Source organism: Actinacidiphila acidipaludis, from assembly GCF_019890725.1.
Lineage (GTDB): Bacteria > Actinomycetota > Actinomycetes > Streptomycetales > Streptomycetaceae > Actinacidiphila > Actinacidiphila acidipaludis.
This window is the reverse complement of record NZ_JAINZZ010000049.1, coordinates 23366-46645: the sequence shown is the minus strand read 5'-3', so window position 1 is coordinate 46645 and position 23280 is coordinate 23366. Positions and strand designations below refer to the sequence as shown.

At 72.8% G+C, this 23280-nt stretch carries 23 protein-coding genes; 11 read left to right on the top strand and 12 right to left on the bottom strand.

Annotation, left to right across the window (positions count from 1 at the left end):
* Positions 1 to 129: 129 nt before the first annotated feature.
* On the top strand, positions 130 to 1653 hold the full coding sequence (gene metG / locus K7862_RS28290; RefSeq protein ID WP_222967459.1) for a methionine--tRNA ligase: 1524 nt from the start codon (positions 130 to 132) through the stop codon (positions 1651 to 1653).
* Between the two features lie 66 nt (positions 1654 to 1719).
* Here metG and K7862_RS28285 read toward each other — a convergent pair whose 3' ends face one another.
* On the bottom strand, positions 1720 to 2724 hold the full coding sequence (locus K7862_RS28285; RefSeq protein ID WP_222967457.1) for a DNA polymerase Y family protein: 1005 nt from the start codon (positions 2722 to 2724) through the stop codon (positions 1720 to 1722).
* Between the two features lie 377 nt (positions 2725 to 3101).
* Here K7862_RS28285 and K7862_RS28280 point away from each other — a divergent pair, with 377 nt between their 5' ends.
* From K7862_RS28280 to K7862_RS37875, 5 genes are all read left to right on the top strand, one after another.
* The gene (locus tag K7862_RS28280; RefSeq protein WP_222967481.1) at positions 3102 to 4367 is read left to right on the top strand and encodes a glycosyltransferase; all 1266 of its coding nucleotides are present in this window, start codon (positions 3102 to 3104) and stop codon (positions 4365 to 4367) included.
* 97 nt (positions 4368 to 4464) lie between these two features.
* Entirely contained in the window at positions 4465 to 5190 is a 726-nt protein-coding gene (locus K7862_RS28275) for a dienelactone hydrolase family protein (RefSeq protein WP_222967455.1), read from the top strand.
* A gap of 238 nt (positions 5191 to 5428) precedes the next feature.
* Positions 5429 to 6613: a hypothetical protein gene (locus tag K7862_RS28270; protein WP_222967452.1), complete on the top strand. Its 1185-nt coding sequence runs from the start codon at positions 5429 to 5431 to the stop codon at positions 6611 to 6613.
* Positions 6614 to 6966: 353 nt separating this feature from the next.
* Complete coding sequence (locus tag K7862_RS28265) at positions 6967 to 9666, top strand: galactose-binding domain-containing protein (protein WP_308012230.1); 2700 nt, start codon at positions 6967 to 6969, stop codon at positions 9664 to 9666.
* Positions 9667 to 9937: 271 nt separating this feature from the next.
* Positions 9938 to 11080, top strand: coding sequence for an RICIN domain-containing protein (locus K7862_RS37875; RefSeq protein WP_262413949.1), 1143 nt, complete (start codon positions 9938 to 9940; stop codon positions 11078 to 11080).
* Positions 11081 to 11189: 109 nt separating this feature from the next.
* On the opposite strand, the gene K7862_RS28255 is transcribed toward K7862_RS37875, so the two are convergent.
* Both K7862_RS28255 and K7862_RS28250 read right to left on the bottom strand, forming a co-directional pair.
* Entirely contained in the window at positions 11190 to 12572 is a 1383-nt protein-coding gene (locus K7862_RS28255; protein ID WP_222967450.1) for an acyltransferase family protein, read from the bottom strand.
* Between the two features lie 265 nt (positions 12573 to 12837).
* Positions 12838 to 13728: a LysR family transcriptional regulator gene (locus tag K7862_RS28250; protein WP_222967479.1), complete on the bottom strand. Its 891-nt coding sequence runs from the start codon at positions 13726 to 13728 to the stop codon at positions 12838 to 12840.
* 79 nt (positions 13729 to 13807) lie between these two features.
* On the opposite strand from K7862_RS28250, the gene K7862_RS28245 reads away from it, so the two are divergent.
* The 5 genes from K7862_RS28245 (at position 13808) to K7862_RS28225 (ending at position 16861) form a co-directional block, all read left to right on the top strand.
* Positions 13808 to 14872 carry an EamA family transporter gene (locus K7862_RS28245; RefSeq protein WP_222967448.1) on the top strand — a complete coding sequence of 355 codons (1065 nt, stop codon included), beginning with the start codon at positions 13808 to 13810 and terminating at the stop codon, positions 14870 to 14872.
* Positions 14873 to 14898: 26 nt separating this feature from the next.
* Entirely contained in the window at positions 14899 to 15744 is an 846-nt protein-coding gene (locus K7862_RS28240; RefSeq protein WP_222967445.1) for an NAD(P)-dependent oxidoreductase, read from the top strand.
* 160 nt (positions 15745 to 15904) lie between these two features.
* Positions 15905 to 16222: a hypothetical protein gene (locus K7862_RS28235; protein ID WP_222967443.1), complete on the top strand. Its 318-nt coding sequence runs from the start codon at positions 15905 to 15907 to the stop codon at positions 16220 to 16222.
* A gap of 205 nt (positions 16223 to 16427) precedes the next feature.
* The gene (rpmG, locus tag K7862_RS28230) at positions 16428 to 16592 is read left to right on the top strand and encodes a 50S ribosomal protein L33 (protein WP_222967441.1); all 165 of its coding nucleotides are present in this window, start codon (positions 16428 to 16430) and stop codon (positions 16590 to 16592) included.
* 5 nt (positions 16593 to 16597) lie between these two features.
* Positions 16598 to 16861, top strand: a complete 264-nt coding sequence (locus tag K7862_RS28225) for a type B 50S ribosomal protein L31 (protein ID WP_222967440.1) — start codon at positions 16598 to 16600, stop codon at positions 16859 to 16861.
* 129 nt (positions 16862 to 16990) lie between these two features.
* On the opposite strand, the gene K7862_RS28220 is transcribed toward K7862_RS28225, so the two are convergent.
* From K7862_RS28220 to K7862_RS28185, 9 genes are all read right to left on the bottom strand, one after another.
* Positions 16991 to 17548 carry a pyridoxamine 5'-phosphate oxidase family protein gene (locus K7862_RS28220; RefSeq protein WP_222967438.1) on the bottom strand — a complete coding sequence of 186 codons (558 nt, stop codon included), beginning with the start codon at positions 17546 to 17548 and terminating at the stop codon, positions 16991 to 16993.
* A 131-nt stretch (positions 17549 to 17679) separates the two neighbouring features.
* Positions 17680 to 19077: a phosphoribosyltransferase family protein gene (locus K7862_RS28215; protein ID WP_308012229.1), complete on the bottom strand. Its 1398-nt coding sequence runs from the start codon at positions 19075 to 19077 to the stop codon at positions 17680 to 17682.
* Between the two features lie 163 nt (positions 19078 to 19240).
* Positions 19241 to 19537: a gas vesicle protein K gene (locus K7862_RS28210; protein ID WP_222967435.1), complete on the bottom strand. Its 297-nt coding sequence runs from the start codon at positions 19535 to 19537 to the stop codon at positions 19241 to 19243.
* Positions 19534 to 19764, bottom strand: a complete 231-nt coding sequence (locus tag K7862_RS28205) for a gas vesicle protein (protein ID WP_222967434.1) — start codon at positions 19762 to 19764, stop codon at positions 19534 to 19536. The genes K7862_RS28210 and K7862_RS28205 overlap by 4 nt, the downstream gene beginning before the upstream one ends.
* Entirely contained in the window at positions 19761 to 20582 is an 822-nt protein-coding gene (locus K7862_RS28200) for a GvpL/GvpF family gas vesicle protein (protein WP_222967433.1), read from the bottom strand. Before K7862_RS28200 ends, K7862_RS28205 begins: the two co-directional genes overlap by 4 nt.
* A complete protein-coding gene (locus K7862_RS28195; RefSeq protein WP_222967432.1) occupies positions 20579 to 20989 on the bottom strand; it encodes a gas vesicle protein in 411 nt (136 codons plus the stop codon). Before K7862_RS28195 ends, K7862_RS28200 begins: the two co-directional genes overlap by 4 nt.
* Entirely contained in the window at positions 20986 to 22203 is a 1218-nt protein-coding gene (locus K7862_RS28190) for an SRPBCC family protein (RefSeq protein WP_308012228.1), read from the bottom strand. Before K7862_RS28190 ends, K7862_RS28195 begins: the two co-directional genes overlap by 4 nt.
* Entirely contained in the window at positions 22196 to 23023 is an 828-nt protein-coding gene (locus tag K7862_RS37870) for a hypothetical protein (RefSeq protein WP_262413947.1), read from the bottom strand. Before K7862_RS37870 ends, K7862_RS28190 begins: the two co-directional genes overlap by 8 nt.
* A complete protein-coding gene (locus K7862_RS28185; protein WP_222967430.1) occupies positions 23020 to 23277 on the bottom strand; it encodes a gas vesicle protein GvpG in 258 nt (85 codons plus the stop codon). The genes K7862_RS37870 and K7862_RS28185 overlap by 4 nt, the downstream gene beginning before the upstream one ends.
* Between the last annotated feature and the right edge of the window lie 3 nt (positions 23278 to 23280).

Sequence of the window (23280 nt, the reverse complement as noted above, 5' to 3'; positions counted from 1 at the left end):
CGCCTCAGCGCCGCATGATGCCCCGTCGACGGGGCTGCTGAGCACGGACGCGTTACGAATCCGAGGCCCCGGGGACGGGGCCTCGGCGTGTGGATACGTCACCGGCCCCGCCGCCCGGCAGGAGGACCGATGACCGCACGACGCCACTTCATCACCACGACCATTCCGTACGTCAACGCCCGCCCGCATCTCGGCTTCGCGCTGGAGCTGGTCCAGGCCGACGCCCTGGCCCGCCACCACCGCCACCGGGGCGGACAGGTGCGGCTGCTGAGCGGCACCGATGACAACTCGCTCAAGAACGTACTGGCCGCCGAGGCGGCGGGCGTCGACGTGCAGTCGTTCGTCGACCGCAACGCCGACGCGTTCGCCGCGCTGCGCGACCCTCTCGCGCTCTCCCTCGACGACTTCATCCGCACCAGCAGCGACCCCCGCCACCGCATCGGGGTCGAACGGCTGTGGCGCCGCTGCACCGCGGCCGGCGACCTGTACCGCAAGGAGTACGAGGGCCTCTACTGCGTGGGCTGCGAGCAGTTCTACACGCCCGGCGAGCTGAGCGACGGGCTGTGTCCCGAGCACGGCACCGAGCCGCAGCTCGTCGCGGAGGAGAACTGGTTCTTCCGGCTGTCCCGCTACGGCGACCGCCTCCACCGGCTGATCTCCAGCGGCGAGCTGCGCGTCGAGCCCGCCGTCCGCCGCAACGAGGTCCTGGCCTTGATCGAGAGCGGACTGCACGACTTCTCCGTCTCCCGCTCCCATGCCCGCGCCCGCGGCTGGGGCATCCCCGTCCCCGACGACCCGGACCAGGTCGTCTACGTGTGGTGGGACGCGCTCGGCAACTACGTCACCAGCCTGGGGTACGGCACCGGCGACCCCGCCTACGAACGGTGGTGGGCGGACGGCGGGCGCCGGACCCATCTGGTCGGCAAGGGCGTGGTCCGCTTCCACGCCGTGTACTGGCCGGCGATGCTGCTGTCGGCCGGGCTGCCGCTGCCCACCGACGTCCTGGTGCACGATTACCTCACCGTCGGCGGCCGCAAGATCAGCAAGTCCGGCGGTGCCACCGTCGACCCGGCCGTGCTGGCGGCGGAGTACGGCACGGACGCGGTGCGGTGGTGGCTGCTGCGGGACGTGCCGCGGGTCGGGGACGCCGACTTCACCCCCGAGCGGCTCGCGGCCCGCGCCGACGCGGACTTCGCCGGCGGGCTGGGCAACCTCGTCCACCGGGTGGTGACCATGGTCCATCGCTTCCGCGGCGGGACGGTCCCGGTGTCCGGCCCGGCGGCGGCGGTCGCGCCGGCGCTGACGGAGGTCTGCGCGGATGTTCCCTCCCTGGTCGACGCGGCGTTGGCGGACTTCGACCTCCGCCGTGCCACTCGCGCGGTGTGGAGTGTCGTGGAGGAGGCGAACCGGTGCGTCGACGCGGTCCGGCCGTGGGAGTCGGCGCGGGCGGAACGGCACGGCGACGCGGAGGCCGGGGCACGGCTGGACGGTGTGCTCCTCGCGCTGGTCACGGCGTGCCGTGTGCTCGCGGACGAGCTGCGGCCCTTCGTGCCGGATGCGGCGGCGCGGATCGCCGCGCAGCTGACGCCGGTGGACGGACGGTTGCCGGTGGCCCGGCCGCTGTTCCCGCGCCTGCGGGAGGAGGTCGGTTAGGAGGCCGGCCGGGCGGGAGGCCGGTCGGGAGGCGGCCGGTCGGGGGGCGCCGGCCCGCCCTGCGGGTCAGCCGGCCTTGCGCCAGGCCAGGGTGGCGGGCCGCACCGCGCCGGGCCCGAACTTGGCGTTCACCTTGTCCATCACCGGTTCCGCGCGCAGCCGGGACTCCCGCACCCGGTCCAGGCTGATCTGCCCGCCCGCGGTGCCGGCCGCGGCGAGCCGGTCGGCGGTGACCGTGATGCCGCGGATGCGCGCCCGCTGCAGGTGCAGGGCTTCGAACATGGTGTAGAGGCCGACGCGCAGGTCGTCGGTGTGATGGGAGGGTTCGGGCAGCCGCCGGGTGCGGTTGAGGGTGGAGCCGCCGGCGAGCGCGACCTCCAGGGTGAGCCCGGTCGCGATCTGGCCGCGCTTGCGCAGCCGGTCGCCGAGGACCACCGCGGTCTCCAGCAGCGCGGCGCGCATCACGTCCGGGTCGAGCGTGTCGGCGTCGAACACCCGCCGCTCGCTGGTGGTGCTGGGCAGACCGGTGGGGGTGACGGGCCGCGGGTCGATGCCGCGGGCCCGGTCGCGCACCAGCCGCCCGGCCCGGCCGCCGAGGATCCGCTGGACCGTCGCCTCCGGAACCGCGGCCAGCGCGCCGATGGTGCGCAGGCCGAAGGAGGTCAGCTGGCGAGCCTGGACCGGGCCGATGCCGTGCAGCATCTCGACCGGCAGCGGGTCGAGGAAGCCGCGGACCTGCCCGGGGGCGACGACGGTGACCGGCACCGGCCCCTTGGAGGCGATCGCGGCGACCGTCCAGGTGGGGCCCACGCCGATGCGGACGTCGACGTCGAGATGAGCCAGCGCGCGGACCCGGATCCGCTGCGCCAGATCGTACGGGGACGCGTCCCAGTACCGCAGGGCGCCGGCGACGTCGACCAGCGCGGCGGACGGCGGCAGCACCTGGAGAACCGGCGAGATGTCGCAGATCAGCGCCAGCAGCGCACGGTACGAGGCCTCGTCCGTCCCCGGCCGGCAGCGCACATGCAGCACGTGCGCGCCTGCCGGTCCGGCCTGCCGCGATGTCGTCACCAGCCACCTCCCGCGTCCCCCTCACCCTACTCGAACATAATTCGAACACGCGACCCCCGCCACGCCGCCGGCCCCCACACCCCGCAGCCCGCCGGCCCCCGCTTCGACGCCTGCCCGCCGAGGCGACAGAGGCCGGAGAGCGCCCCTCCCCCTCATGGCACGAGCCGCACGAATCAGGGGTACGGGAGGCGGGGCCGGTCAGCCTCGGACCGGTCCTGGGCCTGACGTGCATGCGGGCGCCGGCCGCCTGCCCGGACACGCTCGCCGACCCGAGGCCCGGGGACGGGCCGGATGGGCGACAACGCCCGCCGTCGGCGGGAAACCCCACGTCGGCGGCGCGAGCCGCGGGCATACTGATCACCGTGCGTGTGGCAATCATGACGGCGGGTTCGCGGGGCGATGTCGCGCCGTACACCGGGCTGGGGCACGGGCTCGTCCAGGCGGGACACGAGGTGACGATCGTGACGCACGAGCGGTTCGCTCCGCTCGTGCGCGCGGCGGGCGTCGGCTTCCACCCCGTCCCGGTCGACCCCCGCGCCGAGTTGGCGTCGCAGGCCGGCCGGGGGCTGCACCGCAGCCGGAGCCCGGCGGGCAAGTTCACCCGGCTCGTCCGGCTGGCCCGCTCGCTGGTCGGTGATCTCGCCGAAGCCCTCGCCGACGCGGCCGGCGACTGCGAACTGCTGCTGCTCAACGGCGCGGTGGCGCCGCTCGGCCAGGTGATCGCGGAGGGGCGCGGCGTGCCGAGCATGGGCGTCTACCTGCAACCGCTGGCCGGCACACGGGAGTTCGCCTCACCGATGCTCGGCGCGGGCTCCTGGGGCACACCCGCCAACCGCCTGTCCGCGGCCGCCGTCAACGGGTGCCTCGACCTCGTCTTCCCCGGCGCCTGCCGCGCGTTGCGCTCCCGGTTCGGGCTGCCGCGCCAGGGCGTCCGCGCCCACCGGCGGACGATGGAGCGGGCGGACTGGCCGGTCTTCCACGGTTTCAGCCCCCGTGTGGTGCCGCGCCCCGCCGACTGGCGCGCGGGTCTGAACGTCACCGGATACTGGTGGCCGCAGCACGCCCCCGGCGCGCAACTGCCGCAGGCCGTCGAGGACTTCCTCGCCACCGGACCGCCGCCGGTCTACGTGGGGCTGGGCAGTGCGACGGTCCCGGACCCTGGGAAGCTGAGCGCCACCGTGGTGCGGGCGCTGCGGGCGGCCGGGGTGCGCGGCGTGATCCAGCAGGGCTGGAGCGGACTGCGCGCGGACGGCGACGAAATGCTGGTGGTCGGGGACGTCCCGCACGACCTGCTCTTCCGGCGGATGGCGGCGGTCGTCCACCACTCGGGCGCCGGGACGACGGCAGCGGGCCTGCGGGCCGGAGTGCCCGCGGTGCCGGTCCCGATCCAGTTAGACGCCGCCTTCTGGGCCCGGCGGCTGACGTCCCTCGGCGTCGCACCCCGGTCGCTCCCGCTGCGCTCCCTGACCACCGGCGCTCTGGCCACGGCCCTCCGCCGGGCGATCGACGACCCCTCGTACGCCCTCCGGGCACGCGCCCTCGCGGAACGGATCCGCGCGGAGGACGGCGTGCGGCCGGTGCGCGAGGCGATCGACCGCATGGCGGCGGACGCCGGTTCAGCGCGGACCGCCAGGCGCCGCTGAGACCTCGGAACATGAGGATCCAGAGAGGCACCCGCGCTGTTCTGCCGGCGGTGAACACCGGCCGGACCGGGCTCGACGATCACTACGGTCCAGTCTCATGACGACGATGACGACGCGTACGGTCGAGTACTCCGCCGACGGTCTGACGATGATCGGGCACCTCGCGCTCCCGGCCGGTGCCGACCGGCGGCCCGGGGTGCTGCTCGGGCCGGAGGGCATGGGGCTCAGCGACGTCGAGCGCCGCCGGGCCGATGCGCTCGCCGAACTGGGGTACGTGGCGCTGGCCTTCGACCTTCACGGCGGGCGCTATTTGGGTGACCCCGAGGAGATGCTGGCCCGTTGCATGCCGCTGCTCGCTGACCCCGACCGGATGCGGGGCATCGGCCATGCGGCGCTCGACGTGTTGCGCGCCGAACCGCGGACCGACCCCGACCGGATCGCCGCCGTCGGTTACGGCACCGGGGGCGCCATCGCGCTGGAGCTCGGGCGTGATGGGGTCAGCCTGCGCGCGATCGGCACAGTGAACGCAACGACCACGGGCCGACCGGGCGAGACGGCGCGCATTCGCTGCCCGGTGTGGGCAGGAGTCGGGTCGGAGGACCCGATCATGACGCCGGCGCAACGGGACACGTTCACCGCTGAGATGCAGGCCGCGGGCGTCGACTGGCGCCTCGTGGTCTACGGCGGCGCGTTGCACGCCTTCCACCACCCGCCGGTCGACCACCCCACAGTCCCCGGCGTCGGCTACCACCCACGGCACGCACAGCGAGCCTGGCGCGATGTCGTCGGCCTGCTCGCCGAATGCCTGCCCGTGACGGAGTGATCCGGTCAGTCCAGGCTCGGGCGCCCGCTGACCGCCACGAGACCCGAGCTCCCTTGCGGCTGAAGACGATGGCCGACGGCCGCAGGACCGGGCCTCGGCTGCGGGTGTGTGCGCAGGTGGCGCTGCACGCCGTCAAGGCGCCGGCCGGCCGGCTGCCCGCCAGGGTCACCGCTGCCCGATGCGACACCCACAGGCCAGAGCCTTGCTCTCGGTGGACGATCTCGGTCAGGATCCGCCTGTGATCCACGTTCTCCCCCTGACGCTGCTGCTCGTGCCCGTTCTGCTGAACCGCCGCGTCTGGGCTGTACTCCGCGCGCACCGCGCGTCGTTGACGCGCTGGACGCACCCGCTCACCCCGGCCGCCCTCTGGGCGCGGTTCCGGTTCGACCCGGCCGCGTACGGACTGCCGCCCCGGGACGAACTCGACGCCAGGCGGTCGGGACCGCCGCTGCCGGTCTACCGCCGCAAGGAAATGCACGCGCTCGCGGATGCGTGCCGGGAGAAGGACTGGCGTCCGGCCGCGGCCTACGTGGAGGCGGCGGGCCACGACTGGGACGAGCGGTGGTCGCGCGTCGAGCTGCTCCAGGAGATCTCGCGCTCCGGCAGCGCCTGGGTCGACGCGTGGCGCCTGGCCGAGCCCGGCAACTGCGACGCCGCCACGCTGCACGCGCTGCTGCTGGTGCACCAGGCGTGGGAGGTCCGCGGCAGCGGCTACGCCTCCCAGGTACCGGCACCTCGCATGGCGCAGTTCAGGGCGCTGCTGCCCGCGGCGATCGAGGCGGCGCGGCAGGCGGTTCCGCTGGGGCGGGAGAACCCGGGCCCATGGGTCGTGATGATCACCGCGGCCCGCGGTGCCCAGTACTCACCGCGCACGTTCGACGAGCTGTGGTCCGGTCTGGTCGCCCGGGCACCGCACCACTACGTGGCCCACTGGCAGGCCCTGCAGTTCTGGTGCGCCAAGTGGGCGGGTTCGGACGCCGCGATGCTCGAGTTCGCCAAGCGGGCCGTCGAGCGCGCTCCCGAGGGCAGCCCGCTGGCCGCGACGTACGTCCACGCGCTCCGCGAGCTCGAAGCGCGCCACGGCCGGGTCGGGTTCTCCCGCGAGGCCAGGGCGCTGCTCCGGCGGGTCGCGGTGTCGCTGCGTTCCGTCCCGGCCGGCGACGAACGCCTGCCGCCGCTGCGCCATCTGCTGGCGTACTACCTGGGCGACGCCGGCCTGCACGACGCGGCACTGGAGCAGTTCCGGCTGATCGGGCGCTGGTGCGGTGCGGAGCCGTGGACCGACGCGCCCCAGCCCCTTGCGGCGTTCGAACTGGCCAGGGCGACGGCCGCCCGCAAGGCCAAGGGGGCACGGACGAGGAAGGGCCGGGGGCCCGGAGGAGCGGGCAGCGACGTGGATCGTTCGGCGGACGCGGTGGCCTGACGTCCCCTTCCACCCCCTCCCATGGGCGGACCATCCGTGATCCCGGACGGCGTCCCTCGGCACCGCGACCCAACGCCCGCCAATCTTCCAGCTTCATGCCGTGAATTTGCCGTCCTTGCACAGAACCTTGCGAGGTTCCGTAGCGGTCTGTACGGTCGGGGCGCCCGGTTCCCCCCACCTCCCTGAAGGAGTCTCAGATGCGGGCGTTCCTCAGAACTTCGCGTGGCCCAGGCCGCGCCGGGCGCGGGTCAGCGGCGATCGCCCTGGCGGCAGCCGGAGCGCTCTGCTTGTCCGCCGGGTCGGCGGCCGCCGCGTCCCCCGGCGTCCGAAGCGCCGGCATCCCCCGGGCGAACGTGCCCGCGACCGCCGCGCCGGCCACCGTCTCCCCCGCCGCCACCGCCGCAGGCGCAACCGTCCCCTTCACGATCTACGAGGCCGAGGCCGGCACCACCGCGGGCGGCGCCACCGTCACCTCGCTGACCTCGGCTCCGGCGACGCAGTACTCCAGCCCCGCCCTCGAAGCGTCCGGCCACTCCTACGTGCACCTGGGCGGCACCGGAAGCTCCGTGCAGTGGACGAACACCACCGGCGCGCCGATCAGCTTCCTCAACGTCCGCGCCAGCATCCCGGACTCCCCTTCCGGCGGCGGTATCACCGCGACGCTGGACCTGTACGTCAACGGCGTCTTCCGGCAGGCCCTCAACCTCAACTCCAAACAGACCTGGGTGTACGAGGGCAACAACAACTACAACACCAGCGACAACCAGAACCCGGCCGACGGTGACCCGCGGGTGTTCTGGGACGAGTCCCACACCTTCGTCACCGGATCACCGATCCCGGCAGGAGCCACGTTCTCCCTCAAGAAGGACACCGCCAACAGCGCGGCCTCCTACGACGTGGACTCCGTCGACGTGGAGAACCCGCCGGCGCCGCTCCCCCAGCCGGCCAACTCCATCTCCATCACGAGCTGCGGCGCGGTCGCCGACAACAACCCGACCAACGGCGCGGCCGACAGCCAGTCCGTGGACAGCCGCGCCGCGATCCAGAACTGCGTCAACCAGGCGCAGTCGCAGGGCAAGACCCTGTGGATCCCGCAGGGCACCTTCTACGTGAAGGGCACCGCCGGCCTGACCGCGCAGGGGATCACCATCGCGGGCGCGGGCCTGTGGTACAGCACCATCTACCGCGACGTGCCGGTCCCCAACAGCACACCGCTGGCGGCCCTGTTCGACGTGACCTCGTGCACCGTGCAGAACTTCCACATCGACGCCGACGCGGTCAGCCGCAGCACCGTCGGCGGCGACGGCGGCGCGATGGACACCACCGGCACCAACTGGGTGGCCGACGGCATCTGGACCCAGCACACCATGTCCGGGTTCTGGGCGTCCGGCACCGGCGGCACCGTCCGCAACAGCCGGCTGACGGCGATCTGGGCGGACGGCATCAACGTCAACAACGTGTCGCTCGGCGCCGACACGGGCAACAACCTGACGGTCAGCAACAACTTCGTCCGCGGCACCGGGGACGACGCCATCGCCGTCAACTCCGTGCACTACAACACCAACGGCGACGGCTCACAGACGTTCTACAACCCGATGACGAACATCACCGTCACGAACAACACCTCGATCGCGCCCTGGGGCGGCAAGGGTGTGGCGGTCTACGGCGGCAGCGGCCACCTCGTCTCGGGCAACTACATCGCCGACACCGCCCGTTACATCGGCCTGGGCGTCGGGCGGTTCGGGGTCAACGGCAGCGATCTGCTGTCCGCGACGATCTCCGGCAACACCGTCGTCCGCTCGGGTGGCAACGCCTACAGCCAGGGCCAGCCCGCGATGCACATCGGCAACGGCGGCGACGGGCAGAACACCGGCGTGGTCGACAAGGTGACGGCCACCGGCAACACGGTCGTGGACTCGCTCTACGACGGCATCGCCTTCTCCACCTCGACCGACTCGCTGCTGCAGAACAACACCGTCACCGGCCCGGGGCGCAACGGCATCGCGATCTCACCGCCGTTCTACCCGGCGCCGACCGGCTCGGCGGCCGTCACCGGCAACACCGTCAGCGGTCTGCAGGCCGGCGCGACCGCCTACGTCAACAACTCCAGCGGCTTCACCGCGACGCTCAGCGGCAACAACTGGGAGGCCTCCGCACCGGAAGGCCCCTACGGCGGCAGCGCCGCGACGGTGCCCGGCACCGTGCAGGCGGAGAACTACGACACCGGTGGACAGGGCGTGGCGTACAACGTCTCCGCCGTCAACGGGAACGCCAACGGCTACCGTGCCGACGGCGTCGACCTGGAGTCCACCTCGGACAGCGGCGGTGGCTACGACCTCGGCTGGACCGGCGGCGGGCAGTGGTTCCGCTACACCGTCGACGTCGCCACGGCCGGCACCTACACCGTCGGCCTGCGGGTGGCCGCCCCCGCGGCGGTTCCGGGGGCGCTGCACCTGTCGAACGCGGCCGGAGCCGATCTGACGGGCGCCGTGGCCCTGCCCGCGACCGGCGACTGGCAGAGCTGGACGACGGTCACCGCCCAGGTCACGCTGCCCGCGGGACGCCAGACCCTCACGCTGAACCAGGACAGCGGCGGCTGGAACGCCAACTACCTGACGTTCACCGCAGCTGGCCAGGGGAACGTCGACCTGGCCGCCGGACGGCCGACGAGCGAGTCGAGCCACACGGACGTGTATGCGTCGTCGAACGCCACGGACGGCAACCCGTCCTCGTACTGGGAGAGCGCCAACAACGCCTTCCCGCAATGGATCCAGGCCGACCTCGGCGCGGCGCACAGCGCGTCCAGGATCGTGCTGCGACTGCCGGCGGCCTGGGGCGCGCGCAGCCAGACCCTGGCGGTGCTGGGAAGCACCGACGGCGCGACGTTCTCCACCGTCAGGTCCGCGGCCGCCTACACCTTCGACCCGGCCTCCGGGAACACCGTCACGATCACCTTCCCGGCCACGACGCAGCGGTACTTCCGGCTGAACATCACCGCCAACAGCGCCTGGCCGGCGGGCCAGATCGCGGAGTTCCAGATCTGGACCACCTGACCGCCACAACTGGTTCGACCCGCCCTGAGCGACCACCTCCCTCACCATGGCCTCCCCGGCTGTGGACGGCCCGGCTCCCCCACCTCGGGAGCCGGGCCGTCCAGCGACTCGGCCCTTCGCCGGTTCGGTCGCTCCGGCCGCGAGGCCGTTCACCGTGGTCCCAGCCGCCACTTGGGTACGACGAAGTTCCGTCCCCGGCATTGACAGAGAACTGTCAGGAGGGTTTCCTTTCAATCCCCCACACCCGCCACTTCGAAAGAGGTGACGCACCATGATCCGCAAACGTTTCCGGCTCACCCTGGCGTCGCTCGGCGTCGCGGCCGCGACGCTGGTCGCCGCCGCGACGGTCGGCGCTTCGCACTCCGCCGCGGCCCCGGCCGCCGCTGCCGTGTCCGGGCCGACCGCCTCGCAGTTGCTCGCCAAGACGTCGGCCTGCACGCCGGCGTCGAACGGCAAGTACGCGACGGACGACGGCGGTCCGGCCACGGTGTCGATCTGCAAGAGCGGGTCGGCGTACTTCTGGACGTCCGACATGGACATCGACTGCGACGGCATCACGACCACACACTGCAACCCGTCCACCGATCCCTGGTACCAGGCGCAGACGTCCTTCACCACGTCCACCGGTTCGTGGTTCACCTCGGACGTGACGCACTACTTCGTCATCCCGCTGCCGAGCAGCCGCTTCGACTACCAGTCGGCGGGCATCTCGCCGGGCAGCGTGGCCGCGGTCGTCTACAACGGCAAGGTGGCGTACGCCGTCTTCGCCGACGAGGGCCCGGACGACATCATCGGCGAGGGCTCCTACGCCCTGGCCACCGCGCTCGGCATCGACCCCGACCCCGACACGGGCGGCACCGACGGTCCGGTGACATTCATCGTCTTCCCCGGCCAGGTGCCGAACCCGGTGGAGAACAACACCACGATCGACTCCGTCGGTTCCGCGGCGGCCAACGCGTGGGTCGGGGGCTCCGGGACCAGCGGCGGCACCACCGGAGGCAGCACGGGCGGGACGACGCCCCCGCCGTCCGGCACCGGACGGATCGTCGGCTACGGCGGCAAGTGCGTGGACGTCGCCGGAGCGAGCAGCGCCAACGGCACGGCGGTGCAACTGTACGACTGCAACGGCACCAACGCGCAGAACTGGACGGTGGGTTCGGACGGCACGATCAGGGCGCTGGGCAAGTGCCTCGACGTCACGAGCGCCGGCACGGCCAACGGCACCAAACTCCAGCTGTGGGACTGCAACGGGTCCGGAGCGCAGCAGTGGGTCGCCGAGTCCGACGGGCACCTGAAGAACCCCGGCTCCGGCCGTTACGTGGACGCCACGAACGGCAGCTCGGCCAACGGCACGCGGCTGCAGATCTGGGACCGCAACAGCAGTGCCTGGCAGCTCTGGCAGCTCCCCTCCTGACCCGCGCCTCCCCTCCGCCCACCGCTCCCCCCGAATCCCGGGGCCGCCCGCCCACCATCCGCGGGCGGCCCCGTCCGGCCACCCGGCCCCGGTGTGCGGCGCTCGGAGCTCAGGTGGCGCCGTCTTCTCGGGGGTGCGGGGCGCCGAGTCTGGTGAAGGTGGCGGTGAGGCCGCGCTTGAGGCGGCGGGCGAGGGGACGTTCCACCAGGCGGTGCACGAGGTAGCTGAGCAGTAGTGCGGCGGCGATCAGTGCGAGCACCAGCAGGCGCGGGTCCGCCCGGTCGCGAAGGTAGCGGATCGCCGTGGTCCCGGCTGCGTAGTGCATCAGGTAGAAGGGGTACGTGAGCGAGCCTGCCGTGGCGAGCCACTTCCACTGCAGCCGGTCGGTGAAGCCGAGCGCCACCGCCACCATGATCAGCAGGAACACCGTGAAGAGGAGGAACGCCCCGCGCCAGCCGGAGACCTGCTCGACGTGCTGGACGCGCCGCCCGAGCTCGTCGGAGGCCATCACCCAGGACATGCCGAGGATGCCCCACAGCAGCAGGTCGGGCCCGAACCTGTGCATCAGGTAGAGCGCAAGACCGGCGATGAAGTACCAGGTCGAGTCGCGGTCGGCGAGCAACTGCAGCGCAGGGAAACCGGACACCGGCGCGAGCGCGGCCAGGGTGCCCCAGACACAGCAGAAGACGACCACCTTCCGGTACGTCAGGCCGGTGGCGACCACGGCCAGGAAGACCAGATAGAAGCGCAGCTCCGACCAGAGCGTCCAGTAGACGCCGTCCACGTTCGCGATGTGGGCGCCCGACTGCAGCATCGACAGGTTGAAGAGCGTCTGGCGTGCCGACGGACGTGGCCACGCGGCGGGCAGCGCGGTGAGGACGACGCTGGTGAACACGACGGCGAACCAGTACGCCGGGTAGAGCCGGATCACCCGGGAGACGAAGAAGTCCCTGGGCCGGCGGCCCCAGCAGGACATGCAGATGACGAACCCGCTGATCACGAAGAAGATCTCGACGCCGATCCAGCCGTAGGCGGTGATCCCGAAGACGCTCGGCATGATGTGGGACACCGGACGGCCCCAGATCAGGTTGTGCGGCTGGTTGACGCGGTATGTGCCGGTGTAGTGGTGGAGTGCCACCATCAGGGCGGCGCACAGGCGCAGGACGTCGATCGCGTACAGGCGCGGACGGCGTTCGCCCTTGATGGGGGCTGCGGGCGGTTCCGCGCCGGCGGGCCCGGTGGCCCGGCGCCAGGGCGGGACCGCGGCGCTCGCGGGGGCGGTGTCCCATGCGGTGACGGCTCCGGTCGCCGACGTGTTCCTGGTCGCGTTCCCGCTGGCCGCGGCCGGCACGGCCTCCAGGCCCGGGTCGTGTCCGGGCCCACCGCCCGACCAGGGACCCGGACTGGACCAGGACCCTGTGGCCGCCCCCGCACCACCGAGCTCGGCCGCCCGGTGCGACCCGCCCTCCGCACCGGTCCCCGCGTGCCTCATCTGCCGTCCTTGCCGTAGCGCCCGCGGCCCCCATCGTTCTCCCCGAGCCGCCGGGCATCCTGTAACAGGGCTACAAAGTACGTGAGCGCCCCGCACGCGAAAGCGGCCAAATCGGCTCAACCGCCCGCCCGCAGCCCAGAGTTGCCCGCCCGCTCACCTCCGGTCCCAGAACCGTTCACACCCCCGCCACCCGATCCCCATCAGGGCCGGCCTACCCCGTCGGCAGGTCGCGGCTACGCCCCTTCGTCGCGGACTGAGTAAACCGCTACGCCGGGGGTTTGACGCCGAGGACCTGGAGCATGGCCAGGGTGGCGGGGGTCGGGTTGAAGCGGCTCCAGGCCAGGTACTCGACACGGCGGGGGCCGTCGTCCACGGGGATCAGGACCAGGTCGGGATCGCCCGCGGCCATCGGGCCGACGTAGGCCGACGGCATGAGGGCCACGCCGAGGCCGCGGGCGATCAAGCGGGTCATCAGCTCCACGACGCCCGCCTGGTAGGCCACGTCCCGGACAAGCCCCTTGGCGCTGAACGCCTGGTCGGACTGGGCGCGCGCGGGCGTCCCCGCCATGAAGTCCACGAACGTCTCCCCGGCGATCTCCTCCAGGGTGACCCGCGACGCGCTCGCGAGCCGGTGGCCGGCCGGGACGACCAGGACGTGCCGGTCGTGGTCGAGGACCAGCGTCTCCACTCCCGTCGGCCGTTCACCCTCCGGCAGGCCGAGGAAGGCGATGTCGAGGTCGCCCTCCCGGATCGCCGCGGCCAGGTCGTCGCTGCGTCCCGATCGCAGGACCACGTGGACCTGCGGATGCCGGGCGCGGTACCGCTGGAGCACCTCGGGCAGGTCGACGGCGGCTGCCGTCACGATCACACCGACCGCGAGCCGGCCCCGCACCACGCCGGTCGCGGCGGCGGCATCGGCCACGGCCCGGTCGGCGGCGGCCAGGCACTCACGGGCACCGGCCACGAACGCGGCCCCGGCACTGGTGAGTTCGACCCGACGGCTGGACCGGGCGAAGAGCTGGAGGCCGAGCTCGCGTTCCAGACCGGCGATCCGGTGGCTGAGCGACGACTGCACGACCGAGCAGCGCTCGGCGGCACGGGTGAAGTTCCGGGTCTCGGCGAGGGCGACGGCGTAGCGCATCTGCTGCAGGTCCACGGAACCATCGTCATCGTTCATGCATGGCATGGCAAGGATGCTTTGCCTACATACATGGGCCGGGCTGAGACTTCCCGGCATGCAGACCTCGACCGGACCGTCGCCGAGACCGCCGCGGACCACGTCCGCCCGGGCGGCGACGGTCGCACTGACGGCGCTGGCCCCCGCCTCCTGGGGCACCACGTACGCCGTGACCACCCACCTGCTCCCGCCCGGACATCCACTGTTCGCCGGGCTGATGCGAGCCCTGCCGGCAGGGCTTGTCGGCCTGGCGATCGCCCGGGTGCTGCCGCGCGGCACCTGGTGGTGGAAGTCGGCCGTGCTGGGCTTCCTCAACATCGGCGCGCTGTTCCCGCTGCTGTTCCTGGCGGCCGAACGGCTCCCCGGCGGCGTCGCCGCCACCCTCAGCGCGACCCAGCCGCTGCTCGTCGCCGGACTGGCCATCGCGGTCCTGCACGACCGGCCGACCGCCTGGCGCTGGACCTGGGGCGTGCTCGGCCTGCTCGGTGTCGGGCTCGTCGTCCTCGGGCCCGAGGCGCGTCTTGACACCGCCGGAGTGCTCGCCGGCCTGGGCGGAACGGCCGCCATGGCCTGCGGAGTCGTCCTCACCAAACGCTGGGGGCGTCCGCCGGGAGTGACTCCTCTGGCTCTGGCGGCCTGGCAGTTGACGGCCGGCGGCCTCCTGCTGCTTCCGCTGGCCCTGCTCGGCGAAGGGGTACCGCGACGGATCGACGGCGGGGCGGTCGGCGGCTGCCTGTGGCTGGGCAGCATGGGCGGACTGATCGCGTACACCATGTGGTTCCGCGGGATCGGACGGTTGCCGGTGGGCGCGTCCGCGCCGCTGGTGCTGCTCTCCCCGCTGGTCGCAACCGTCGTCGGCCTCACGTTCGGCGAGTCGCTGAACCCGCTGCAGACCGTGGGATTCCTCCTCGCGCTGGCCGCGTTGCTCGCCGCTCAGCTCAACTCCCCCCGTCTGCCGGGCCGGAACGGGAACCCCCGCGGCCGCCGGGGCGGAGTGGAGCCGGACCGCATCGCGCCCGTCACGCCCGAAAGCCGCACATCGACGCACGGCAGATCACCACGCGAAGCGCCGGCCGGTGCGGGACCGGCCGGCGCGGACAACGGAAAGGAACGGATCCGATGACGACGGGTCCCACGGAAAAGAAACCGATGAACAAGCGCAGGACCGTCGCGGTCCTCGGGGCCACCGGCATGGTGGGCAGCCGGGTGGTCGACGAGATCGCGGCTCGCGGGCATCGCGTGCTCGCCCTCTCCCGCAGGCCTGCGGACGGGAGCCCGCTCGTGACACCGGTCGCGGTCGACGCCTCCGACAGCCGCGCCCTGCGCGACGCGCTGGAGGGCCGGGCCGTCCACGGCGCCTCGGTTTCCACCACCGCACGGGCCGCTGCCGCGGACGCCACCGCGAGGGTCGCCACCCCCCAGGCCACCGACCGGCATGCCGCCCCGCCGAACCCCGTCGTCCCGGACCCCATCGTCCCGGCCCCCATCGTCCCGGACGCCGTCGTCGTGACGGTCCGGACCCTCCCGCCCGACCCGGACTTCCTGGTGGCCACCACCCGGACGGTGCTGGACTGCGCCGCCCGGCACGGCATGCGCGTCCTGGTGGTCGGCGGCGCCGGAGCCCTGCGCAGCCCCGACGATCCGGCTCTGCTCGCCGCCGACGACCCGCGCTACGTTCCGCCGGAGTACCGGACCGTCGCCGAGGCCGGGATCGCCCAACTGCGGGCCTGCCAGGCTCACGGGGAGGCGGACTGGGTGTACCTGAGCCCGCCGGCCGACCTGCGGCCCGGTGAACGGACCGGCCGCTACCGGCGCGGCGCCGGCACGCTGCTCACCACGGCCGGCGGCCGCTCGTGGATCAGTGCCGAGGACCTGGCCGTCGCCGTGGCCGACGAACTCGTCACCCCGGGCGTCGCCCCCGGCGGCGACCGGCACTTCACGGTCGTCCACCGGGAATCGCGGGAGGATCCGGGCGGGCATCCGCACCTGGCCTGACGCACCTCGCCTGACACAACGCGCCTAACACAACGCGCCCGGACCGTCCGCGCCCGTTGCAGGGCCGCCGACTGCCCTGCAACGCGGCCTTCCGCTGCCTCCGGGGCCACCTACCGTCGTGCCACCGGCATCCTGCCGGACCTGAGGGAGGGACGTCCGCATGCGCATCAAGCCCCTGTACACCGCCGCCGCGGTCTCGGCCGCCGGTGCCGCCGCGGCTCTGGCACTGTCCGCCGCCCCGGCGTCGGCCTACGGCCCGTCGTACTGCAACACCTCCACGTGCAGCCTGTCGGCTTCGGCCGGCTCCGGCGGCATCTACTTCGAGATGCCGCGGCTGACGCCGGTGAGCATGGTCTGCTGGACCGACAACCAGTGGTGGGACGGCACGAACCGCTGGTTCAAGGTCAACACGGTGTACGGCACCGGCTACATGATCGCCACACAGGTGTCGAACCAGACCAGGGTCGGCCACTGCTGATGAGCGACCCGACTGCGCCCCGCCACCGTCATGGGTGGCGGGGCGCGGTCGCGCGGCGGGCCGGAACAGCGATCACGGGCGGGGGCGTTAGGCCTGCGTGGACGGGTGCGCCGGACGCCCTCGTCCGAGGGGGACCATGGAGGCATGTGACGCACGTCACCTATCCTATGGAAATGAAAACCAGCACCATATTGCTGAGGTGGACATGGCACGCAACGACCTCCGCCCCATCACCAAGCTGCGGTCGACCGCAGGTACCGGCTACACCTACGTGACCCGCAAGAGCCGCCGAAATGACCCGGATCGTCTTACCCTGCGTAAGTACGACCCCGTAGCCGGTCGCCACGTAGAGTTCCGAGAGGAGCGCTGAACGCTATGAAGTCCGGAATCCACCCCGATTACCATCCCGTCGTCTTCCGGGACCGGGCCGGTGACTTCGCCTTCCTCACGAGGTCCACGCTCACCAGCGAGCGGACCGTCGAGTGGGAGGACGGCAACACCTACCCCGTGATCGACGTCGAGATCTCCTCCGCCAGCCACCCGTTCTACACGGGCAGCCAGCGGGTCGTGGACACCGCGGGCCGCGTGGAGCGCTTCCAGCGCCGGTACGGCGGCAAGGACCAGCAGAAGAAGAAGTAACACCCTGCGTACAAGGGGTGGGGCGAGCACGCCGCTCGCTCCACCCCTTCGTGCTCTCCGCGCGTCGTTGCCGGGGGGACGCGCCCGGGCCGGCGGGATCGCTCCCCCGGTCGCGTCGCCGCGCCCGGTTCAGAACGTCCAGCGCGTGTGCGTGTACACACCGTCGTCCCGGCCGAAGCCGTACGCCGTTCCGGGCGCGACCGCGAAGACGGCCACGTCCCCCTTGCGGATCGCGTCGTCGATCCCGTGGAAGGAACCCTCGGCCGAGGTGATGTGCGCGCCGTACTTCGCCGTGTAGGCGGCGATCATCCGCTCCTTGACGGCCGGGTCGGTCACCTCCCGGGCGGTGCCCTCGACCACCAGGTCCAGCCCCTCGGTGAGCGAGTTCCGCCCGGTGGTCAGCGCGCAGTGCGCGTCGCCGGCGAGGTTCTTCGCCTTCTGCTCGCCGGCTCCGGTGGAGAAGTACAGCACCCCCTCGTGCCAGGCGGCGAGCACGGGCGTGATGTGCAGCCGGCCGTCGGGCCGCACGGTGGACAGCCAGAAGATCTCGGCGGACTCCAGGTGCCGCTCCGCGTCCCCCCACGCGGTGGCGGTGACGTCCGCGGCACCAGGGCGGGGATTGAGCGCGGAGCTGTAGCGGCGGTCGAGTTCGGTGACGGGTTGCTGTGCGGTCCTCTGGGTCGACATGGCGGACTCCTTCCTCTGCCCATAACGACACCCGAGGGGCCCGGAAGTCATCGCCCGGCCGGGTGAGTCACCCGGACGACGCACACGGCGGCAGCGTCCGCCCGGCCGCCCGGTCACATCCCGGACGCGAGTCAGGTGTGCTGCGGGGTCCGGGACAGGTGCCGGGTGAACCAGTCGGCCGCGAGGGTGCTGACGCTCTCCAGCGTCCCGGGTTCCTCGAAGAGGTGGGTGGCGCCGGGCACGACGGCGAGACGGTTCTCGCAGCGCAGCCGCAGCTGCGCCTGCCGGTTGAGATCGAGGACCTGGATGTCGCGGCCGCCGACGATCAGCAGTGTCGGCGGGCGGACGTGCGGCAGCCGGTCTCCCGCGAGATCCGGCCGTCCGCCGCGGGAGACGACCGCGGCCACGTCGGTACCGGGTTCGGCGGCCGCCCACAGCGCGGCGCCAGCGCCGGTGCTGGCACCGAAGTAGCCCACCGTGCGGCCGTCGGCCTCGGGCCTGGTGCGCAGCCATGCGGTGGCCTCGGCGAGGCGTCCGGCGAGAAGGGCGGTGTCGAACACATTGGCACGGTCGCGCGCCTCGTCGTCGGTGAGCAGGTCGAAGAGCAGCGTTCCCAGGCCGGCCTCGTTGAGCGCGGCGGCGACCATGCGGTTGCGCGGGCTGTGCCGGCTGCTCCCGCTGCCGTGGGCGAACAGCACGATGCCGGCCGCGGTGGCGGGAACGGTGAGATCGCCGGAGAGCCGGCCTCCGGTGGCGGGGATGACGACTGGTTCCTCCCGCGCCTCCGGCGGGAGCGGCGTCTCCCCCTGCCACGCCGTGGCCGAGCGATGGACCGCGGCCGCCGGCTCCCCCGGGACGTCCGCTCCGGCTGCTCCGGCTGCTCCGTTTTCGCGGTCACGCTCCGCCGACCGTGCCAGGCACGCGGTGACCTCCGCGTCCGAGGTCTGGGTGAAGTCGTCGTAGAACTGGCCGATCGCGGCGAAGCCGCGCGGCGTCTCGACGGTGACGTAGTCGTCGGCGGCGCCGGCGAGCCGCTCCCGCCAGTCCACCGGAGCCACCGGAACCGCGAGGACGACCCGGCGCGCACCCCGCTCACGGGCGATCCGGCAGGCCGCGCGGGCGGTGGAGCCGGTCGCGATGCCGTCGTCCACGACGACCGCCGTCCGGCCGTCCAGCGGCGCGGGCGGGCTGCTGCCGCGGTAGCGCCGGGCCCGCATGCGCAGGACGCCCCGCTCGTGCTCCTCGACGGCGGCGACGTCCGCGGCTCCGACCTGGGCGCCCTGCACGACGTCGTCGTTGATCACCCGGGCACCGCCCTCGCCGATGGCGCCCATGCCGAGCTCGGGCTGGTACGGGACGCCCAGCTTGCGCACGACGCACACGTCCAGGGGTGCGTGCAGGGCCTCGGCCACCTGCTCGGCGACGGGCACACCGCCCCGGGGAAGGCCGAGGACGATCACGTCGTCCCCGGCGAGGTGCCCGCAGCGTGCCGCGAGCCTGCGTCCGGCGTCCTCTCGATCGTGGAACACGACGTTCGCCTCGGTTCGGGTCCAGCTCCCCCCTGCGGTGAGGACCTCGCGCCCGCGGCGGTCCGTACCCGGACGGGCCGGTCCCTCCTCCATCAATACCTCGCCGCGCCACCACCCGGAAATCGGCCGGCGTCCCGGCCGCGCTGGGCAGCGGGCGGGGACGTCAGTCGCGCGGCAGGAGCGGGCCCAGGGGGCCCAGGTCGAGGTTGAGGTCCTCGGGCGACAGCCCGTAGCGGTCGCACAGGGTGTTCATGCGGTCCTGGAGGAGCATCAGGGTCAGGCCGATGCGTTCCTCCTGGTCCTCGGTGAGGGTGTTCTCGTCGACGCGGCGCAGGGCCTGCCGTTCCATGAGCTCGCGCAGCAGTTCCACCACCGTCAGCACGAGCTTCATCAGGTCACGCTCGACGGTGTCGTGGTCGATCTCCACACGGCCGCGGCGTCCGGCCGGAGCTGTCGTCATCGCGGGTCCTCCTCCCAGGGCGAGGGCAGTTGCGGCCCGATCGAGGCGATGAGCGCGCTCAGATGGATCCGGACCAGGTCCACGTCGGCGATCCGCAGCGTCAGTTCACCGGCCAGCACCACCCCGCCGGCCAGCAGCCGGTCGAGCAGGTCGACCAGGGCGACCTGCCGCTGGGCGAGCGGCTCGGGCACGGAGGGCAGGCGGTCGGGGCCCGCGACGGTGGTCATGGGGCCTCCGTCGCACCGGTGCCGGCGAAGGAGTAGGGCGCCCAGGGGCCGGTCATCTCCACCCGGACGCGCGTCTCGCCCGCGACGAGCGTGCGGGCACGCTCGGCGAAGGCATGCGCGTCGGCGGCCGGCACCAGATAGGAGGCGTTCAGGACGTTGACCCCGTCCCTGCGGGACAGCCGGGGGTCCTGCGGCCGGTGCACCCGGCGGTCCTCGGCGAGGCGGGAGAGTTCGGCGTCGAGCCGGTCCGCGAGGTCGCTGCTCTGCTGCAGGACGCCGTCCTGGGTCTGCCGCTGCCGGAGCCGCTGCCGCAGGTAGTCGCGCCCCGACACCGTCCCGCCCGCACCTCCGCGGGCGGCGGCCGGCCCGGCGGGGGCCGCACCGGGACCGGCGGGACCGACCGGGGCCGCCTGCGCCGCGGGCGTGGTGTACACCTTCACCCCCCACTCGATCCGGCCGTCCAGCCGGTCCAGCTCCGCCCGCAGACGGTCGTGCCCGGTGCGCAGCATGCGCCGCACGCCGTCCTCGTCGCGGTAGACCGTGGCGAGGCGCAACGGCAGGGCGCAGCCGGCGGACGACGCGGCGGCCACCACCTCGTGGTGGGCGCGGGCGACCCGCTCCAGCCACTCGAGGTCCTCCAACTGCGCCTGCAGCGCCACTTCGTCGAACCCGGCGGCCGGAACCCGGCTCACCAGGGCGGCGAGTTCGCCCTCCGCCACCGGGAACACCGGGGCACCGGTGACGCCCTGACCGTACGAGGCCACGGCCGTCCCCGGCTCCCGCCCGGTCACGGCGTAGGCGTACAGCAGCTCGGTCATCCGCCTTCGACCTCCTCGTGCCGGCTCTCCTCGTGCCGGCTCTCCTCGTGCCGGCTCTCCTCGTGCCGGTCCTCGTGTCCTTCCTCGACCTCGGCCGCCGCGCCGTGCCCGTCCTCCAGCTCGGCGATCCTGCGCCGCAACCGCTGGTTCTCCTGGTCGAGTCCGCGCTTGCGGGCGCCGGACGAGAGCGACGGATCGTCCTCCCACCAGTCGATGCCCATCTCCTTCGCCTTGTCGACGGAGGCCACCAGCAGCCGCAGTTTGATGGTGAGCAGCTCGATGTCGAGCAGGTTGATCCGGATGTCGCCGGCGATCACGATGCCCTTGTCCAGCACGCGTTCGAGGATGTCGGCGAGATTGGTGGTACCGGAGCCGTACGGTTCCGGGTACCGCGCGGCGGTGGTCATCGCGCTTTCCTGTCCTCGGCGGGCACGTCCTCGAGTTCGTCCTCGGCCGGCTCGTCGTCGTAGCCGTCCTCGTCCTCGACCGGCTCGCCCTCGTCCTCGTACTCGTCGAGCGGCTCGCCCTCGTCGTCGACGGGCTCGTCGTCCTCGGCCGGTTCGCCGTCGTCGAGCGCCTCGTCGCCGGCGGCGTCGTCGTCCTCGTACGCGCCGTCCTCGCCGGCCTCGCCGTCCTCCCCGTCCTCCCCGTCCTCGTAGGCGCCTTCCTCGTCGTAGCCGTCCTCGGCCTCGCCGTCGGGCGCGTCCTCGGCCGCGTAGGCCTCGTCGCCGCCGTCCTGTGCGGCCTCTTCCTCTTCGCGCTCGACCGCCTCGTCGTGATCGACGACGACCTCGCCGTCCTGGATCTCGCCGCGCCAGGCGCCGGTGGCCTCGCCGCGCATGCTCACATGGCGGGCGAAGTGCTTGAGGTCCAGCCGGACCCGGCGGCCCTGGGCGCGCCAGATGTTGCCCGTCTTCTCGAAGAGGCCCTTCGGGTGGTACTCGACCAGGAGCAGCACACGGGTGAGGTTCTCGCCGAGCGGGTGGAAGGTGACGACTCCCTTGGTCGTGCCCTTCGCGCCTTCCGAGGTCCAGGCGATCCGCTCGTCCGGGATCTGCTCGGTGACCTTGGCCTGCCAGCTGCGGCTCGACCAGAAGATCTTCAGGTTCCAGTCCGAGGTGGTGTCATCCTTGGGACTCACCCCGCGCACGCCCTTGGCGAACTCGCTGAACTCCTGCAGCTGCGTCCACTGGTTGTACGCCTCGCGGACGGGGACGCCGACGTCGACGTACTCCAGGATGACGGTCGGCTTCGAACTCGCCTTGCCCTTGCGCTTCTTCGAGCCGGTCAGTCCCTTGAGTGCTCCGGTGACGTTCTCCTTCAGCCGGCCCGCGCCCTCCTCGACGACGCCGCGCAGGAATCCGCCCTTCTCGCCCTTCAGCTTGTTGGTGAGGGCCTTCCGGCCGCCCGCCAGCGCGATGCCGGAGAGCCCGGGGCCCTCGCCGTCGGCCATGTCGTTGAGCTTCGTGGTGGCCGATCCGAGGGTGCTGCCGAGTCCGACGAGCAGGCGCTGGGCCTGCGCCGCGAGGTAGCCCTCCAGCTCTTCCCGCAGCCGGTCGACCGCCGGGTTGCCGCCTTCTTCGTCGCCGCCCGTAACGGCCTTGCGCAGAGTGTCAGTCACGGTCGGCCTCCCGCTTGGACGTGCCGCGCCGCGCAGCGTTGCCGCTGGCCGCCGTCTTGCCCGCCTGCCGGCGGCCCGCGGTCTCCTTGCGGGCCGCGGTCTTGCGGGCCGGTGCCTTGGCCGCCGTCTTGCGGGCGGGCGCCTTGGCGGCGGTCTTGCGGGCCGTGCCGCCGGCCGTCTTGCCCGCACTTCCGCCGGACTTCGCGGACGTGCTCTTGGCGGCGGTCTTCTTGGCGGTCCGCGCGGGCTTGGCCGCGCCCTGGCCGCCACCGGTCTGCCGCTTGGCGGTGCCGGCCGCCCTGCGGGCCGTGCCGCTCCGGCCGCCCTGTTTCCTGTCATCACGCGCCTCGTCGTCGTCGCGCGGTTCGTCGTCACGCGCGTCGTCGTCCCGCGCCTCGTCGGCGTCTTCGTCCGCCGCGGCTGCCGTGTCGTCGTCGTCCTCGAACTCGTCGTCGTCCTCGACGTCGTCGGCGTCCTTGCGGCCGCCCCGGCCCGGGATGGCCTTGTCCAGGCGGCCCTGCAGGTCGGCGGTCCGGGAGTGCAGACGGTCGGCTATGCCGTTGAGCTGACGGGTCGTCAGTGCGGAGGCCGCGGCCTTGCCCGCCCCTCCGAGGTCCTTGCGCAGCTCGGAACCGATCTGTTCCAGGTGCGGGTTGTCGCGGAGCTGCGTGGTGAGGTACTGCCGCAGCGCGGCGGGGGTGATGTTGAACTTCTTGCCCAGCACCATGGAACCGAGGCCCAGTGCCAGTCGCGCCTTCTTCGTCCTGCCCAGCAGGTACCCGCCGCCTACGGCGAGTGCCAGGCCCACGCGTTGGTTCATGTCGGAGTCGTCTCCTCTGTCTGTCGTCTGCGGATCTCGTCGAGCCGGTCCAGGAGCTCGTCCTCGAGCCTGTCGAACTCGGCTTCCGAGATCTCGCCGCTCTGCAGGCGGCGTTCGAGTGCGGCGAGTTCGCTCTGGATCACCGCGGGGTCGTAGAACTGCCGCTCGGCTTCCGCGGTCACCTGCCGGAGCACCCACCCGGTCGCCCGGGCCGGCGCCATCGGCAGGAGCAGCAGTGATCCGATGAGTCCCATGTC